Here is a 16,716-nt window from a genome sequence, read left to right as displayed (position 1 = left end):
GGAGGCCGCGCGGAAACCTGCGCGGCCTTTTTACCTGACAAGAAACTGCCGTTTGGAGAAATGCGAACGATGCCCGGAAAAGAACGGCATTGGCCGCAATTGAGAGGATAGCCCCATGGCCGGATTGGAAGAGGTCAGTCATCGTCACGATGACCGCACCGCGCTGAAAGAAGCAAACCGTGTTCCGCCAGGTTCCCCCATTCTCGAACTGAAGGCGCTGCAAAAGAACTACGGCTCGGTTCAGGCGCTGAAGCCTGCGACGCTGACATTCCTTGCCGGCGAAATCCACGCCATCGTCGGGGAAAACGGGGCAGGCAAATCAACGCTGATCAAGCTTCTGACCGGCGTCATCGGCCGGACGTCAGGCGAAATCCACTGGTGCGGACATCCAGTCGCGCTATCGACGCCGAACGAGGCTATCGAGCGCGGCATCAACGCCGTCCATCAGGAAGTGGTACTGTGCCAGCATCTCTCGGTGGCAGCCAATCTGTTTCTCGGTGACGAGGTCAGCCGCTTCGGTCTGATGCGGAAGAAGCAGATGGAGAAGATGGCGCAGACTGTGCTGAATGACCTCGGCTTCGGCCTCCCCGCCGCTGCTCCGCTAAACTCCCTGACGATCGGCCAACAGCAACTGGTGGCGACAGCGCGCGCGGCGATGCGCGGCACGCAGTTCCTGATCTTCGACGAGCCGACTGCCTATCTGACCCGCCAGGAATCGACGCAGCTTTTCAAGCTGATCCGCCGCCTCCAGGCAGAGGGCGTCACCATTGTCTATATCAGCCATCGCATGGAAGAGGTTTTCGAGCTTGCCGACCGCGTGTCCGTGCTGCGCGATGGTACGCATGTCGGCACGCGCCTGATCGGCGAGACGAACGACGAAGAGCTGATCACGATGATGATCAACCGTTCGATCGAGCAGATCTACCACAAGGAAGATATCCCGATCGGCGAGACGATCCTTGATGTTCGCGGCCTTTCCGGACCGGGCTTCGAAGACGTTTCCCTGACCGTCAAGGCCGGCCAGATCGTCGGCCTCTATGGTTTGATCGGCGCCGGTCGCAGCGAGTTCGTGCTCGGCCTCTACGGTCGCGAAAAGAAAACGGCCGGTGAAATCCACTGGATGGGCAACAAGGTCGACATCAAGAACGAACGGAACGCCATGGCCCTTGGCATCGCGCTTGCCCCGGAGAGCCGGCGCGACCAAGGGCTCTGCCTCAACCTGCCGATCGGGCTCAACATCAATCTGCCGGTGTTCCAGCGGCTGAGCATGGGGCCGGTGATCAACCGCGGCAAGGAGGCTGCCAATGCCGACAAGCAGATCCGCGACCTCAGCATCAAGACGCCGACCAGGCGCGTGCCCGCGTCCAGCATGTCGGGAGGCAACCAACAGAAGGTGGTGATCGGCAAATGGCTGAGCCACGGCGCCAAGCTCTTCATCTTCGACGAACCCACGGTCGGAGTCGATGTCGGCACAAAGGCGGAAATCTACCGGCTGTTCGCGAAGCTCCTCAAGGAAGGAGCGGGCATCATACTGATCTCCTCCTATTTGCCGGAAGTCTATGAGCTGGCAGACAGGCTGCACGTCTTCCGTAGCGGCCATCTGGTGGCAAGCCATGATTTCCATGCCGCATCGCACGAGGAAGTCCTCGGCGAAGCCATCGGCGCCTGAGACATCAATATTAAGGGAAGAATTCGATGACAGTCACTCCTACAGAAGCCGCCGCGCCCGTCCCCCGCAAGCGGATGAACATCCTCTTCAGCCTGACGCTGATCGGTCTGCTGCTTTTCCTCTGGCTGGTGCTGGCTTTTGCGACCGACAGCTTCTGGACGTCGCTGAACATCAGCAACCTGCTGCGTCAGGGCTCAATGACGGCCATCCTGGCCCTCGGGCAGACATTCGTGATCATCACGGCCGGCATCGACCTTTCGGTCGGCGCCATCGTCGGCTTTGCCGGGGTCATCATTGCCTGGCTGCTGCAGGCGGGCGTGCCCGTCTGGGCTTCCATCATCATCACGCTGCTGTTTGGAACGCTGATCGGCGCCTTCCATGGCTTCGGTATCGTCCGCATGGGCCTGCCGCCGTTCATCATCACGTTGGCGACGCTGACGTCGCTGCGCGGCATTGGCCTCTTGATCACCAACGGATCGTCGATCAACATCACCAATGAAGCCTTCAGCAACTTTGCCCGGGCAGATTTCCTGGGCGTTCCGAGCCTGTTCTGGATGGTGATCGTCATGGCAGTACCGGCCTTCGTCTTCCTGCATCTTAGCCGCTGGGGCCGTTATCTCTTCGCCGTCGGCTCGAACCCCGAAGCAGCCCGGCTCTCCGGCGTCAACGTCAAGGGCATGATCTACCTCGCCTACATTCTCTCCGGGACCTTCGCTGCCTTTGTCGGCGTGCTGCTTGCCTCGCGCATCGCCATCGGCAATGCAACGCAAGCCGATGGCTGGGAACTGCAGGCAATCGCTTCGAGCGTTATCGGCGGCACCAGCCTGTTTGGAGCCGTGGGCACAGCTTACGGCCCGCTGATCGGCGCCTTCATACTCGCCACCATCAACAACGGTGCTAACTTGCTCAACCTGAATTCGTTCTGGCAGCGCGTCATCACCGGTTTCCTGATCATCCTGATCGTCTATTTCGACCAGTTACGCCGGCGTCGGGGTTAATTCCCGGACAGTCCTGAGACTTACGGCGCCAGCAGGGCATCCTCATCGGTCGCGACCTGGGATTGCCGCTGGCGCCGCAAAACTGCACGCTCTGCCCGGACCCTGGCGGCAAGCAGCAGCGAGAGGAAGAAGCTGTCGAGGCTGGCATTGTATCCGACACGGCCCTCGACCATACCGCCGACAATGATGAGGAAGGCGCCGATTGCGCAGAGACGCGCCTCGAATGTCCGCTTCTGGAACGGCAGCACGAAAGCCACGTAAAAGAGCGCGGACACGAACAGAAATAGCCCGACCACGCCGCCGTCGCCGACCACCGCGATGAAAATGTTATGGGGCTGGCGAATGGAGCCAAGCGCGGCCAGTTGGTAGAACAGGTCTTCGGTCACTGGAGACACGGAGGTAAAGGCGCCGGGACCTTGCCCCAGGAACCAGTGGTCCACCACGCGGGCGAGATAGGCCATCCAGATATCCGTTCGTCCCGTCAGCGTGGCATCGCGACCGAATGCGCCGGTAATCGGAACCCAAAGAAAATAGACGCCCACCGCCAGGAGCAGGACAGTGCCGATCAGCGCCGCCGATCCGATAAAGGGCGACAGCCGCGACCTCGACATGGACATCAGCAGCACATAGTAGCCGATGGCGGCAAAGGCGACCGCAAGAGACCCTTTCGAGTCCGAGCCGACCAGGCATATGGCGGCAACCAGAAACAACAGCAGGCTTTTCCAGCGGCCGACGGCCTTCGAGAAGAAAAAGGCGAAGACGGCCGCCCACATGGCAAGGGCGCCGAGGTAGTTCTTCTGCTGGAACGCTCCCTTCCAGACGCTGGCGCCGCCGTACACCTCCGTGCCGGCCTTCGGGATAGCGATGACCAGCACGATCGACAGGATGAGAATGACGGTCAGATATCGTGACATCACCCGGGCCATGAGGTTGGCAGGCAAAAGCAAGCCGATGATGGTGCCGCTCAGGGCCATCAGCAGCCAGAAGATCTCGATGCGAAACGAGGTGATGAACGAGAACCCCTGCACGCCGGAGATCAAGCCCATACCGACGAAGGGCAGGAACGGCATCAGCGCAGTGCCGACAGCTTTGTAGGAATGGGAAGTGAAATAATAGAAGATGGCAATACTGATCGACAACCATACGCCATAGCGGAAAGGCACGCCGAAGGGCTGTACCCCCTCCAGGTCTTCCTGCGTCAGGTCCACCCCGCCCCAGTACCAGGCGCCGGAAAACTGGATCAGGCAGAGAACGAGCAGCACGACCAGCCCCAGCCTTACCAGCACGGGCAAGTCGCGCTCTTTCATCGAGATCGGTGTATAGACGTCCTCAGCCATGTAGGCCTGCGTCATTTATTCGCTCCGGGGTGTGGCAACCCGTCAATCTGGTAGGCAGCAATCTTGTCGATCTGGAAGGCGGCAGGCAGCGGCGTTTCTGCATCTGCTACACCGACCATCTTGCCGCCGATTGCCAGGTTGACGATCATGTACATCGGTATGTCATAGCCGGGTGGCGTTGTCAGGACCTGCACCGGCTTGCGGTCGATATACCAAGTCAGGCGATCCGGCTGCCAGAGCACACCGAACGTATGGAAACCCGTGGTCGCCTGCGCAAACGGCACACGGCAGCCGGAATGCTGATAGGCGCCGGTACCGCCGGCCTTCCAGTGGGCGGTCATCACCATCTTGTCGGACTGCTGGCCGACGACCTCGAGAATATCCAGCTCAGGCGGCCATTTGTTCTTGTCGGTCGGCAGCAGCCAGAAGGCCGGCCAGAGCCCCTTGCCAGCCGGGATCTTGGCGCGCATCTCGAAATAGCCGTAGGTCTGGGAGAACGACTGGCGGGTCGTCAGCACACCCGACGTGAACTGGTAATTGTAGAGCGCCTGCTTGAACTGGTCGGGGGTCCGCTCGCCAATAATCGAGAGCACGCCGTCCTTGATCTTGAAGGGATTAATCCCGACCGGCGTCTGTCCCTGCCCCTTGTAGCCCGGATCGACGTATATTTCCTGCTCCTTGTTGCCTTGCAACGTGCGCTTCGTCATCCAGCTATAGTCGCCATCGTAGTGCGGCGTCCATTTCTTGTCGGAAAGATCCAGCTTGTCGAAATTGTCGAAGAACGTGCGGGTGAGGTGCACGTCCGGCACGTCGCCGGTTGCGGTCGCCGGCTGGCATGTCGCGGTCGCCGGCTTGGAGGAAACGGGCAAAGTTACCGTCTCCTCCGCAGCCCAGGCCTGGGCTCCAAAAGAGACGAATAGCAGACCGGTGGCGAAAGCTTTCAGAGGGCTGTGGCTCATGGGGTAATCCTCGGTGATTTTCGACTTCAGTGCGGCATCAATTCCGGTGCAACACGGCGGGCAAGGACAACGGATCCCGACGCAGTCAGATGGCCGTAGTCCCACTGCATCGGCACGCCGGAGTCGGTGGTCGTCTGACATGTGGCTGTGCCGGGCGGGCAGAGCAGGTCATAAATGGAGACGTAGGTCGCACCTGTTGTCTTCAGAGCAGTGGCGAACTGTTCGTCGATAGTCTTCATGGCGGGCACCCGCCTCTCCTGGGTAAGGTCTGCCGGGCCCCAAAGCGCCTGCGTGGCCAGCAGGCGCGCCAGTCCGATCTTGTATTCCGGGATCGGCCCGAGAACGTAGACCCGGCTGCCGAAAGACTTGAGCCGATCTATGGTCGCAAGCAGGTCCGGCAGGTCGGTTGCCACCCAGCGTGCCGAGATGATCACGGCCTGAGGATGCTGTTTGCCGAGCGTGTCATAGATACCTTCCATAAAGGCGCGACAATTTTTCAGCCCGTTGCCCGAGATCAGCGGCTTGCAGCCCGACGACGTCGCCTGCATCAGATTGACGTCGGTCATCGTCTTGCTCAGACCGCTCCACCAGTGGGCACCGTGGCTGTCACCGATCAGAACGTAGTTCGGCTTTGTGTCCGAAAAGCGAAGGCAGGACTGCGTGTCGTAGTCGGCCGGCGTCTGCAGTTCGCCATCGAGGAAACAGGTACCACGGCGGTAGGCGGCACGGTCATCGTATTGAAGGTAGGTCGCCAGCCGGTCGACCTCGGGCGAAAAGCGCAGCGGCAGGCCGGACGCCACGATGCACCAGAGGCCGAAAACAATACCGAGCGCCGAGATCGCGAAATTCGCGATCCACAGCCGCCTTGGCGGTACGGCAACTCGGTCACGGGCAGGCTGCTCGACGAAACGCCAGGACACATAGGAAAGAACCGCCGTAATTGGCGCGACGATGACAATGTCCTTCGGCTCGAGTGGCCGCTCGACAAACAGATGATAGAAGACGGCAACCGGCCAGTGCCAGAGGTAGAGCGAATAGGAGAGCAGGCCGATGAAGACCATCGGCCTGAGCGACAGGAGCCGGCTGACAAGGGTTGCCGGACCGGAGCCGGAATAGATGACCAGCGTCGCCCCGAGCACCGGAGCAAGGGCTGTCATGCCCGGAAAGGCCGTCGTCGGCTTGTAGAGCAGGCCGGCGGCAAGGATCAGAAACAGGCCAGCCGCGCCGGCACCCTCGCGCAGGATGCGCTGCGGAAAGACGGGGATCTTTGCCAGCGCCAGCAGCGATCCGGCCAGCATCTCCCAGAATCGCGGTGGAGAGAAATAGAAGGCCGCTGGCTGCTGCGTGTGCATCAGCCAGAGCGCGAGGCCAAAGGAAAGGACAGCCATGACGGCGATAGCTGCAGTGACGAAGCGCGGCAGGAAGCGATAGAGGCCGAGCAGCAGCAGTGGAAAGAAAATGTAGTACTGCTCTTCGACCGCCAACGACCAGGTGTGCAGCAGCGGCTTGGTCTCGACATCGCTGAGGAAATAGCCGCGAAAACCGTAGAAGTAGAAGTTGGAAGTGAAGGTCAGCGTCGAGATGATGCTTTTCGAGTAGTCGATCAGTTCCGACGGGTAAAGCAGCACGAAGGCTGCGATGGCCGACGCCACCAGCATGAAGGCAAGCGCCGGAAATATGCGCCGCACGCGCCGCTCATAGAATTTGATGAAGGAGAACTGGCCGGCCAGCATCTCGCGGCTGATGATGCTGGTGATCAGATAGCCGGAGATGACGAAGAATACATCGACCCCGACGAAGCCGCCGCGAAAAATCCCTGACTGAAAATGGTAGAGGATCACCGACAAGACAGCGACGGCACGCAGGCCATCGATATCGCCGCGATATTTCACATTGCTCATTCCGCACTCGTTCCTTGACGTTGCCCAGGGCCCGATCTCACGATCGCGCGCTTACCTTCACCACGTCCGCTCGAATGAATAGACATCGGCTTCGCTGCGTACGCGCAGCACCTTGGCCGGCAAGCCGCCGACAATGACGTCGCTCTCCGGAAGTCTTTTCGTGACCACCGCACCCATGCCGACGATCACCCGGTCGGCCACACCGCTGCCTGGGGCGAAGCGTACGGCGGTGCCTAGGAAACTCTTTTCGCCAATGACGATGTCACGGTTCATCGTGCCCGCGCCGTGCGTCAGGAATTGCGAGGCGAAGCCTGCGACCCAGGTGCCGTCACCGATGGAGATGCTGCCGAGAATATCGAACAGGTGGCTTTCGTTGATCAGGCAATCGCGCCCGGTCCCGAAGCTGCGGGCATAGCCCATATGCGCCTGGCGCGGATCGGCAGCAGCGTCACCGCATTCGAAGCGGTTCCATCGGCCGATAAACGTGCCTTCGCCAAGCGTCACCGAAATGGGGCCCATGAAGCTTGTGCCGCGGCGAATGATGACATCGGGTCCGCAAGAGAAGCGGTCGACAGCGATGACCACGCCGAAGCCGATGCTTGCCCCCCGGGCCAAGCTGTAACCCATCAGCATACGGTATGCTCCCGCGCGCAAAGCCTTGTGAGGCAAGCGCGAGATGAGCATGGCGAGAATCTTGCGGGATCGGTTCATGCTGTTTCCTTGAAACTAGGCAACTTGCGGATCCAGGACCCGGCCGCTGATTGTCGCGATGGCTGCACGTCTTTCCGCGATGGGCAGCGGGTTCGTCGACTGGATGTGGACGGCGATATTTTCCGGCTCCATGGCCGCAATGATCGCCTCGACGTCGATCACGGCATCCGGCGACCAGACGGAGTTTGCGAGCTTCATGTCCTTGATCGGGCGCGGTTCGGCAACGGCGGCGATCTCGACGACGTATTCGCCGTAGAGAATGTATTCCGAGACGGTCTTGGCCTTGGCGATGGCGCGCTGCCAGTCCGGGCCCTTCACCGACTGGATGCGTTTAATGAGCCCATCGAGGGTAGCGCGATCCCAGGGGATCAGCTGGCCGATATAGTTGAAATGCTCGGTCTCCGGGGGCTTGCCGACGCCGAGAAGCTCGTGCGCCGTCTTTCTCCAGAGCCGGTGCGTATCGAGATCGCGACCCCTGACATGCTGCTGTAGGATGATTTGGCCACCGCTCTGCAGCGCTTCGAGCGAGAACGGGCGGACCAGGAAGACATCGCTGTCGGCAAAGATGAAGATGTCGGCCTTGGTAAGATCTCCCGCGCAGAGCTTGACGATCTGCTGCACCAGCCAACCGCTGATCCGCCCGACGCCGGGCAGATAGTACTGCTCGCGGAGGCGCAGCGTCTTGCCGAACGGCAGCTTGATGATAGTCGGCACGGGAAGCCTGATAAACCCGTGCGGCCGCAGGATGCTTTCGCGCGCCATGACCCGGCGACGCGGCCCTTGCAGCGAGGCGAACAGCTTCATGTCGCTTTGGGGCACGATGACCAGGTGCTCGAAGTCGAACTGGCAGAACGTGTCAATGCTCTGGCAGAGGTCGACGGCGTTCTCGAAATCGTTGCGATAGGACGGCGTGATGATGGCGACCTTGGCGTCAGTCATGGCTGTCTCCCGATAGCGTGTGGCTCGTGGCCGTATGAAGATAGCGAGCGCACGTCATCTTGGACCCACCGCCGGAACGTCGAAACTCTTCGGCACCTTTGGCCCCCAGAAGCGCCGGTGCAACCAGCCGGTCATTGGTCGTTCGAGCAACAGGTAGACGAAGGCAGCCACGAACATGGCAAAGCCACCGGCGACGAAGATGTAAAGCCAGGGGCTGTGGATGCCGATGCGCGGGGCAACAAGCGCCACCAGGTTTATCGAGAACGGATGCGACAGGTAGAGCGCGAAGGACGCATTGCCGCCAAACACCAGAACGCGCATCAGCGGCTTCAGGGCGTTGTCGAGCTTTTCATCGAGCAAGGCAGGTCCGGCGCAGGCGACGAAAGCGGGAAGCCCCATCCAAAGCGGCCGCCAGAGACCGCCAAGTTCCGTCAGGCCTGTCGACTTGAAGACCACCATCAGCAGCATGCCGGCGACGAACAGCGACCAGCCGGCCAACGCGCCGAGGCGGACGCCGCGGTCGCGCAGATGCGCCAGCGCGATGCCGAACAAGAACTCGAAGACGATTGGGTTGGCCCAGAATGCAAACGGTGGTGTCTGGACAACGTGAAAATACGGCAAGCCGCCGAGTACCAGAAGCGCGGCGATGACCCAGGTCATGCCCCAGCCCTTGCTGAAGAAAAGGCCGATCGCGAAGACGACGTAGAACAACATCTCGAAATTCAGCGTCCAGCCGAGGATGAGGACCGGATAGAAGTGGCCATACGGATCAGGCAGCGGAATGAAGAGGAAAGAGCCGACGATCTGTTCGAGAGACGGGCTGCCGTAGCGGATCGAACTTGCAAACACCACCATGGCGCAGAGCATGGCGATGGTGAAGAACCAATAGGGCGGCGCGACGCGGACGATGCGGCGCAGGATGAACTGAAGCGGCGCGCCCGGCTTTCCGAAGCTGTTGCGCGACAGGTGGTACATAATGAAGCCGCTGATGATGAAGAACAGATCGACACCCCCGGCCCAGAAGACCGGATCGAATGGCTTGAAGTTTGCCGTATCGACAAATGACTGATCCATCACTTCGTGCTGGAGATGGCTGATCAGCACCATCATCGACGCCACGAGGCGAAGCACCTGAATTTCCTGGATTTGCTTCTTCTGGGGCTGCTGCAAGTGGGAAGAACCCTTCTGGGACTAGAGGGAGGAACGGGCTGGCGAAGGCTGGCCAGCCACGACGGCGCCGCGCTGGCGCATCGCCTCGTGATAAATTTCCAAGGTGCGCTCGCCGATGCTGGTCCAGTCGCCGCCGGCGGTAATCGTGATCTCCGGACGGCGTTCGATGGCATCGGCAAGGGCTGCCGCAAGCGCATTGGCATCCGCCGGTGGCACCAGCGCGCCGTTGGCCTCCTGCATGTCTTCGGCAAAGATACCGACGTCGGATGCGATCATCCATTTGCCCGTCGGCTTCAAGAGGAAGTAGACACCGCTGGCATCGATCTGCCGGTAGGGAAAGAGAAAGCTGTCGGCCTCCTCGAAAAGCGAGGCCATCTGGGTTTCGTCCAGTCGGCCAAGGCGCAATTCAACAACATCCTCCAGACCGAGGGCCGCAATGCGCTGGCTAATCGGCGCCATGTCCATGTGAGCGGCGCCGGCAATGACCACGCGGGCACGCTGGCGGAGGGTCGGCGGCAATTGACCGAGCGCCTCGATCAACACATCAAGTCCCTTGTACGGCTTGATCTGGCCGAACATGACGAACGTCCAGCGCGGATCGCGGATCGCACCCGGCGCAAGAGGAGCAGGCTCGACATTGAGGGTCAGCGGGCCATGCGGGACGATGGAGATCTTGCCTTCGGCGATGCCGCGCGCGATCAGGTTCTGGCGAGCGCCGCGGGTGTGGACGATGACGTGGTCAGCGGCCGCAATCGGCATGTCGAAGCCAGAGTTCTGCAGAAAGGAAATCTTCTCGCCGTTGAATGGTACCGTGTCATGGACGGTCATGATGACCGGGCAAACACGGCGCACGAGGCGCATCGCCAAGGCATCGAACAACGGCAGGACGGCCCATTGCACGTGCATGACCGCCGGGCGGCGACGGTGGACATGGGCTACCAAGCGAACCAGATCGACGATGTGCGACAGGCCCTTGGCCAGACCGCGCAGCTTGTTCCATTTCGCGGGGATAGCTTCGACGCCGCGATAGAAGGTGATGCCGATATCGGCGACCGTGATCTCGGAATGCTCCCCCTTGCGCAAGGGCCGCGCTGCCCAATAGGGCGCGATGCCGACAGCGCGCAGGCCCCGCGTCAATCCGGCGTCATAGGCCGGCGTGAACAGCGAGGGGTCGATCAGCAAGGCCCGCACGGGCGCTTTTTCCGTTACGGAATTCAAACAGCTTCTCCCAGCCCACGATAGGCCTTGTCCGGCTGCCACTGGGTTTCCCGCAGCGTCAGGATCCCTGTGATAAAGCCAAGCGCCCATGAGGCATGCATTGTAAAAGCCGCAGGCCCGGCCAGCAGGCCGCAGGCAGACCGCTTGTTGAAGGCGATGGCAACCGAGGTCACCGCCAGTACGAAGACATAGAAGGCCGGCACCATCAGCAGCAGCGGAAACAGCGGGCTCAGAACGATTGCCGCAGCACAGGCACTCATGAAAGCCGGAACGGCGAACTGGCGAATCTTGAACGATGTCGGGTGACGGCGGACAGTGCGGGAGCGCCCCTTGCCGTAATTGAAATACTGCCTGGCAAGTTTGGCGAATGTTGCGCGCGGCTGGTACTCGATGCGGATATCGGTATCGAGGTAGATCTTGCCGCCGAGCGCGCGCAGCCTGCAATCGAACTCCGCGTCCTCATTGTGGGTGAACGTCTCTTCATATCCGCCTGCGCGGCGAAAACTTTCCATCAGCATAGCGGCATGATGGCCGTGATCGACGAAACGGCTCTGGCGACCGCCCCGATGCGCAGATCCGCCGGAGCCTATCGGCGAGTCCGAAACCCAGGCGACAGCGCGCTGCAGGCAGCCGTTTCCGACCGAATCCATCGGTACGACGACGGAGTCTGCTTCGACCCCTTGCAGGCTATTGACCAGTGAGCGGAGAAAGCCCCTCGGGTAAGATGCATGTGCATCGCAACGAACCAACACGTCCTTATCCTGTCCAAACTGGCGCACGACGAGGTTTACACCGGCACTCTGGAGACGCTGCGGATTGTGAACGAACGAAAGGCCATCACGCTGCTTTTCGAGGCGCCGAACGACATCCACGGTGCCATCGGTGCTTCCGCCATCTGCAATTACAAATTGTATATTGCAGTCGGGAAGATCGACGTAAAGCTGATCCAGGACAGCCTCTATATGAGCAGCTTCGTTCAGCGTCGGAATAGCAACCAAAACACTTCGAACCATCTAAATTCCCATCCCGCTTGGTTTCTCAGGTGGTGTTCCGAGGGCTTACGCATCGACATCTTCGACAGACCTACACCGAGAGATATGCCATTGATAGTAATAGCATATTCATCCAATAACCGGCCAAAGACCCGCACTTAGAAGCGGACTGTAGAGGAAAATTTACCGATTTGCCATAGCCTAATGCTGCATTGCACTATAGACTGGACCCAGGCTAGGACGACAACCTTGACAAACGAGATTGCACTAGATGGCTGATATTGTGATCGGCATTCCCACTTTTAAGCGGCCGGAACTGCTGCAAAAACTTCTGTCGAGTTTGGTTAACGAAATTAACCAGAGCGTATGGCTGGTTGTAGCGGACAACGGATGTTCCGACGATACGAAGGCAGTTGTCACTGCCTTTGCGGCGGATTTTCCGCGTTGTTTTTATGTCCCAATTCCGGAACGCGGGCTGGCTCCCGTGCGTAACGGGCTGGTGAGTGCAGTGACCGATCTTGTGCCGGATTGGCGCTGGCTGGCGATGCTCGACGATGACGGCTATGTGTCCGAAGGCTGGCTGGCTCGCATCGTCGCGTGCGGCGAAACCTACGATGCCCATCTCACCGGCGGACCGGTCGAGGGGGTGCTGCCTGAGGGCGCAAACATTCTTGCCCGCAACAGCATTTTTGCGCGGCGCCGGCGCTGGAAGACCGGCCTGGTGGATTCACTGAACACAACGCAAAACCTGCTGATCTCGCGAAAATTACTGACGCTTGCACCGGCACCTCTGTTTCGCAACGAATACAGTGCGTCCGGTGGTGAGGACTACGATCTGTTCCGCAGGGTAAGGCAGAGCGGCGGCCGGATCGCCTGGTGCGACGAGGCGGTCGTCTTCGAGCCCACACCTGAAAACAGGCTGTCGCATGGCAGCGTGCTCTCGCGATATTATACGACCGGGATCTACATGTCGCAGATCGATCGCTTCTACGACGGGCCGCGCAAGACATACACCACAGCGTTCAAGGGCTTTGCCTCTTCGTTGCTGCGAACGATCGGCGCCGGATTTCGCCGTGACCGGAACGCGGTCGCACAGGGAATGCTTTCAACGGCGCATTACGCAGGACGGGCCGTCGGCCTGCTCGGCGGAAGCACCGCGCGATACACTTAACGTCAAGGAGAGACCGTGACGCCACCTGACACACATGTGAGTACGAAGGGGCCCCGCGAGGGTCTGGCAGTTGGCCTGTGCACCTATAAGCGCCTGCCATCGCTGATGAGGCTTCTCGATCACATTGCCATCAGCGCCAAGGCACTGTCGTCGCCGCCGCAGATCATCATCGCCGACAATGACGGGCAGGATCCCGCTGTCGCTGCGAGCGTTGCCGCATTTTCCGAGCAATCGGGACTGAAGGTCCACTACAGGATCGAGACACATCCAGGCATTTCGGCAGCTCGCAATGCCGTTTTCGACGAAGCCGAAAAGCTGAACCTGCGGTTCGTCGCGATGATCGACGACGACGAATGGCCGTCGCCGGAGTGGCTGAGCGAAATGCTGAAAGCACAAGCGTCCGAGGGCGCTGCCGTGGTCGGCGGTCCGGTGCGCCCGGTATTCCCGGACAACGCAGCCCATCTGCGCAAATACTCGCGCTACTGGTCAGTGGATAAGCAGTTCCTGAACGGCAAGCCGTTCGTGTTCTGCACCTGCAACTTCCTGATCGACCTGCAAGCTGTCGCGGCCATCCCGAGGCCGCTTTTCGATGAGGAATTCGGACTTTCGGGCGGCGGCGACACGGTGTTCTTCCGTGGCCTGTTCTTTGCCGGCATGAAGATGGCCTGGTCGGAAGAAGCCTTCGTCTATGAGGAAGTGCCGCAATCTCGCGCTTCCATCGCCTGGATGCGGCAGCGACGTTTTCGCGTAGGCAACCATGCCGTTCGCTGGGAGAGCCTCGGTGGCGGCGGGCGCAAAAGCCTGGCGAAGACACTAGGGCTTACAGCGCGGCTGGTTCTCTATCCTCTCCTGCAGCGCGAGCCTGAATCTCGAATGCTCGGCTGGATGCTGGAATACGACAAGGTTCGCGGTCGCTACAATGCACATTTCGGTGATGTCTTTGTAGAATATGCCAGGCCGAAGCCTGACGAAGCCAAGCCGTCCGACACCCAGAAACCGGAAGACAGCGGCAGGGTTTGCCGCTGATGCAGCGAGGACGGGCTGACACGCCCGCCTGTTTTAGGACCAAGCAAGGAGCCGGGAAGGCATGCTGAAACGACTGATGACGTTTGTCCGTCATCTCGAGAGCCGCTTCAAACTGATGACCTTCGTTGGCGCCCTGATGCCGACGGTGTCGGCGCTTGCCGTACAGCTTGTGGCCTTTGCGGTAACGGCACGCGGTCTCGGCGTCGAGGCTTTCGGCTCATACACTGCGATCCTTGCCGTCACGGTCGTCAGCGTCGAACTGGTTGGCTTCGGTGGCGCCGACCTGCTGGTGCGGGCGGTGTCGCGCGAGCCTCAGAAATTCTCGTCCTATTTCGGCAACCTCCTGATTCTTGCTGCAGCCACGTTCCCTGTCGTCGTTGCCGCCGGTGTCGTCGTTGCGGTCAGCTTCATGCAGACGCAGATCGAGATTTGGCATGTGCTGGCAATCATCGTCGGCGAAGTGGCGCTCAACAGGATTGCCGCGTCCGTCGAACTGATCATGGTTGCGCATCGCCATACCGTGCGGGCCGGCTGGATACGGCTGACCACAGCTTCCGTGCGGATGCTGCTTGCCCTCGTCTATTTCGGCCTCCTGGGGCTAACCGATCTCGGCGGCTGGATAGAAGTCGCGTTCGCACAATGCGCAGTGACTTCCCTCGTCTACATCGCGCTCGTGGTGAAGCTTTACGGGCGCCCGGATTTCATGCTGAAGCGACAGGAGTGGAAGGCCGGCGGCGCATTCTGCGTCAACCAGGCAGCCCGTGCATCGCAGGGCAATTTCGACCGTATCATTCTCGGCCGTTTCGCCGATGCCGCCAGCGTCGGGATTTATGGCGCCGCCTCGCGCGTGCTGGCGCTCGGCCTGTTCCCCCTTCAGGTGGTCACCCGCATCACCTATCCCAATTTCTTCGTCCACGGCAAAAGCGGCCTTGCCGCAAGCCGCAGCTATGCGCTGAAAATTACGCCCATGCTCTTCGGAGTGGGCATTGCTTCCAGCATCGCAGTCGCTGCCGCCGGCTATCTTGCGCCTTTTGCGCTCGGCAAGGACTTTGCCAGCATGGCGAATATCTCTGCGATGCTCGGGCTGGCCCTGCCGCTGATCGCCTTGCAATATCCGCCGGCCGACGCGCTCACCGGTGCGGGAAAGCAGGGCATTCGCGCCTTCATCTCACTCTGCGCCACTTTCGGTTTCGGACTTCTGATGGCGCTCGGGGTGAAGATTGCCGGCGTTCCCGGGCTGGTGATGGCGTTCCTTGCAAGTCACGCCTGCCTGGCGGGAGCGATGTGGCTTGCAGCCTTCCTGGTCGAGGACAAGGCGACGCCCGAATTCGCCGCGACAGCCGAGGAGAACGCCGCTTGAGCGAGAACGTCTCTCCTATTCGCAGCCGGCACGCCGCTTGCTTTAATATTCCTCTGACAGGAGGATTTTCTGCATGACCTCGCAAGTAGCAGCGATAGCCGTGGCCAATGCAGACCCGGCGCCAGCGACAGACGTTCACGGGGAAAACGCGCCAAAGCAGCGCCGTGAACGACTGGAGCAACTGGATGGCCTGCGCGGCATCCTCGCACTTTTCGTCGTGGTGTATCACCTCCAGGATCCGTTCGCGCAGGTAGCGGGCACTCTGACGGCCTATCTGCCGATCCTTTCGCAGGCCTGGTTTTCGGTAGACGTGTTCTTCATCATGAGCGGCTTTGTGATGATGTACGTCTATGGAACGGCATTCTCCGACAAAGTGCGCTGGGCAGACTTCCGCGACTTCTTTGCGGCCCGCATCGCGCGACTCTATCCCGTGCACCTGTTTGCCATGGGCATCCTGATACTGGCGCTGCTGCCGTTCATTCATGCCAAACCGGATTTCACGTCGGTTGACGGGCGCTACTCATGGAATTCCGCGCTCGCAGCACTGTTCATGCTGCACGGTCCCTGGATCGATCATCGGACATGGAATTTCCCATCCTGGTCGATCAGTGCCGAATGGCATGCCTATCTGATCTTTCCGTTCATGGCGGTTTTTGCAAGCCGGTGGAGCGCGCGTTTTTCTGCGGTGATCCTCACGCTCTGCTGCCTCGGTGCCTTTGCGCTCTACAACATCGACATGCACACCGACCAGTATCCGACCAACTCGCTCGTGGTCCTGCTGCGCGTGCTGCCGCTGTTTGTTGCGGGGATGGCGCTGTTTCGCCTCAATCTCTCCTATAGTCACTTTTTGTTCGCCCGATGGACCGTCTGGGCAGTCATCGCCGCTCTTCTCGTTATCTTGAGCGTTCCGTCCATCGCCTCGTTTTCAGTGCTGCTGGCGCCGGTTCTCGTCCTCGCCGTCCTGCAATCTCCGGGGTCTGCGCTTTTGTTTACAAACCGGCCTGCCCTGTTTCTGGGCAAGATTTCCTACAGCCTGTATATGACGCACGCCCTGGTCAGCATCGTGGGGATCAGCTTATGGATGAAACTGGCACCGCTCGTCCTGGGCATCGATCCGACAAAGCCCGTTGCAAGCTGGCTATGCTTCCTGGCGGCAATCGTTGCTGCTGTGATCCTTGGCTGGCTTACTTGCCGATTTATCGAGATCCCGTTCCGCAAGACTATCCTGAGGAGGTTCGTCTGATGCCAACTGACATCGAGCTGCC

The 16,716-nt window shown here is 60.3% G+C and carries 14 protein-coding genes; 6 read left to right on the top strand and 8 right to left on the bottom strand.

Features of this window, described 5'->3' with window-relative positions:
• Window positions 1–115: 115 nt before the first annotated feature.
• Together PR017_RS17440 and PR017_RS17435 are read left to right on the top strand one after the other, a co-directional pair.
• Window positions 116–1,669 (top strand): sugar ABC transporter ATP-binding protein, encoded by a 1,554-nt coding sequence (locus PR017_RS17440; protein ID WP_111216270.1) that lies wholly within the window; start codon window positions 116–118, stop codon window positions 1,667–1,669.
• Between the two features lie 26 nt (window positions 1,670–1,695).
• Window positions 1,696–2,667, top strand: coding sequence for an ABC transporter permease (locus PR017_RS17435; protein ID WP_111216267.1), 972 nt, complete (start codon window positions 1,696–1,698; stop codon window positions 2,665–2,667).
• 20 nt (window positions 2,668–2,687) lie between these two features.
• Here the strand turns inward: PR017_RS17435 and PR017_RS17430 are convergent, their stop codons facing one another.
• Genes PR017_RS17430 through PR017_RS17395 form a run of 8 tightly spaced genes read right to left on the bottom strand, consistent with a single transcriptional unit; the run spans window position 2,688 to window position 11,915 of the window.
• Window positions 2,688–4,019, bottom strand: a complete 1,332-nt coding sequence (locus tag PR017_RS17430; RefSeq protein WP_111216264.1) for an O-antigen ligase family protein — start codon at window positions 4,017–4,019, stop codon at window positions 2,688–2,690.
• Window positions 4,016–4,963, bottom strand: a complete 948-nt coding sequence (locus PR017_RS17425) for a glycoside hydrolase family 16 protein (RefSeq protein ID WP_161959276.1) — start codon at window positions 4,961–4,963, stop codon at window positions 4,016–4,018. Before PR017_RS17425 ends, PR017_RS17430 begins: the two co-directional genes overlap by 4 nt.
• A gap of 26 nt (window positions 4,964–4,989) precedes the next feature.
• Window positions 4,990–6,864, bottom strand: coding sequence for an acyltransferase family protein (locus PR017_RS17420; protein WP_111216259.1), 1,875 nt, complete (start codon window positions 6,862–6,864; stop codon window positions 4,990–4,992).
• A 57-nt stretch (window positions 6,865–6,921) separates the two neighbouring features.
• On the bottom strand, window positions 6,922–7,575 hold the full coding sequence (locus PR017_RS17415) for an acyltransferase (protein WP_111216257.1): 654 nt from the start codon (window positions 7,573–7,575) through the stop codon (window positions 6,922–6,924).
• 15 nt (window positions 7,576–7,590) lie between these two features.
• Complete coding sequence (locus tag PR017_RS17410) at window positions 7,591–8,514, bottom strand: DUF6492 family protein (RefSeq protein WP_111216255.1); 924 nt, start codon at window positions 8,512–8,514, stop codon at window positions 7,591–7,593.
• Between the two features lie 54 nt (window positions 8,515–8,568).
• The gene (locus PR017_RS17405; protein WP_111216253.1) at window positions 8,569–9,645 is read right to left on the bottom strand and encodes an acyltransferase family protein; all 1,077 of its coding nucleotides are present in this window, start codon (window positions 9,643–9,645) and stop codon (window positions 8,569–8,571) included.
• Window positions 9,646–9,705: 60 nt separating this feature from the next.
• A complete protein-coding gene (locus PR017_RS17400; RefSeq protein ID WP_161959275.1) occupies window positions 9,706–10,902 on the bottom strand; it encodes a glycosyltransferase in 1,197 nt (398 codons plus the stop codon).
• On the bottom strand, window positions 10,899–11,915 hold the full coding sequence (locus tag PR017_RS17395) for a glycosyltransferase family 2 protein (RefSeq protein WP_111216935.1): 1,017 nt from the start codon (window positions 11,913–11,915) through the stop codon (window positions 10,899–10,901). The genes PR017_RS17400 and PR017_RS17395 overlap by 4 nt, the downstream gene beginning before the upstream one ends.
• Before the next feature lie 250 nt (window positions 11,916–12,165).
• On the opposite strand from PR017_RS17395, the gene PR017_RS17390 reads away from it, so the two are divergent.
• The 4 genes from PR017_RS17390 to PR017_RS17375 all read left to right on the top strand — a co-directional run bounded on the left by PR017_RS17390 (window position 12,166) and on the right by PR017_RS17375 (window position 16,694).
• Window positions 12,166–13,065: a glycosyltransferase family 2 protein gene (locus tag PR017_RS17390; RefSeq protein ID WP_111216248.1), complete on the top strand. Its 900-nt coding sequence runs from the start codon at window positions 12,166–12,168 to the stop codon at window positions 13,063–13,065.
• A gap of 15 nt (window positions 13,066–13,080) precedes the next feature.
• Window positions 13,081–14,091, top strand: coding sequence for a glycosyltransferase family 2 protein (locus PR017_RS17385; RefSeq protein ID WP_133255537.1), 1,011 nt, complete (start codon window positions 13,081–13,083; stop codon window positions 14,089–14,091).
• A gap of 61 nt (window positions 14,092–14,152) precedes the next feature.
• A complete protein-coding gene (locus PR017_RS17380; protein ID WP_111216244.1) occupies window positions 14,153–15,451 on the top strand; it encodes a lipopolysaccharide biosynthesis protein in 1,299 nt (432 codons plus the stop codon).
• 73 nt (window positions 15,452–15,524) lie between these two features.
• A complete protein-coding gene (locus tag PR017_RS17375; protein WP_111216242.1) occupies window positions 15,525–16,694 on the top strand; it encodes an acyltransferase family protein in 1,170 nt (389 codons plus the stop codon).
• Window positions 16,695–16,716 lie beyond the last annotated feature (22 nt).

This window comes from Rhizobium tumorigenes (assembly GCF_003240565.2).
GTDB classification, from domain to species: Bacteria; Pseudomonadota; Alphaproteobacteria; order Rhizobiales; family Rhizobiaceae; genus Rhizobium; species Rhizobium tumorigenes.
This window is presented reverse-complemented; position numbering and strand designations above follow the sequence as displayed.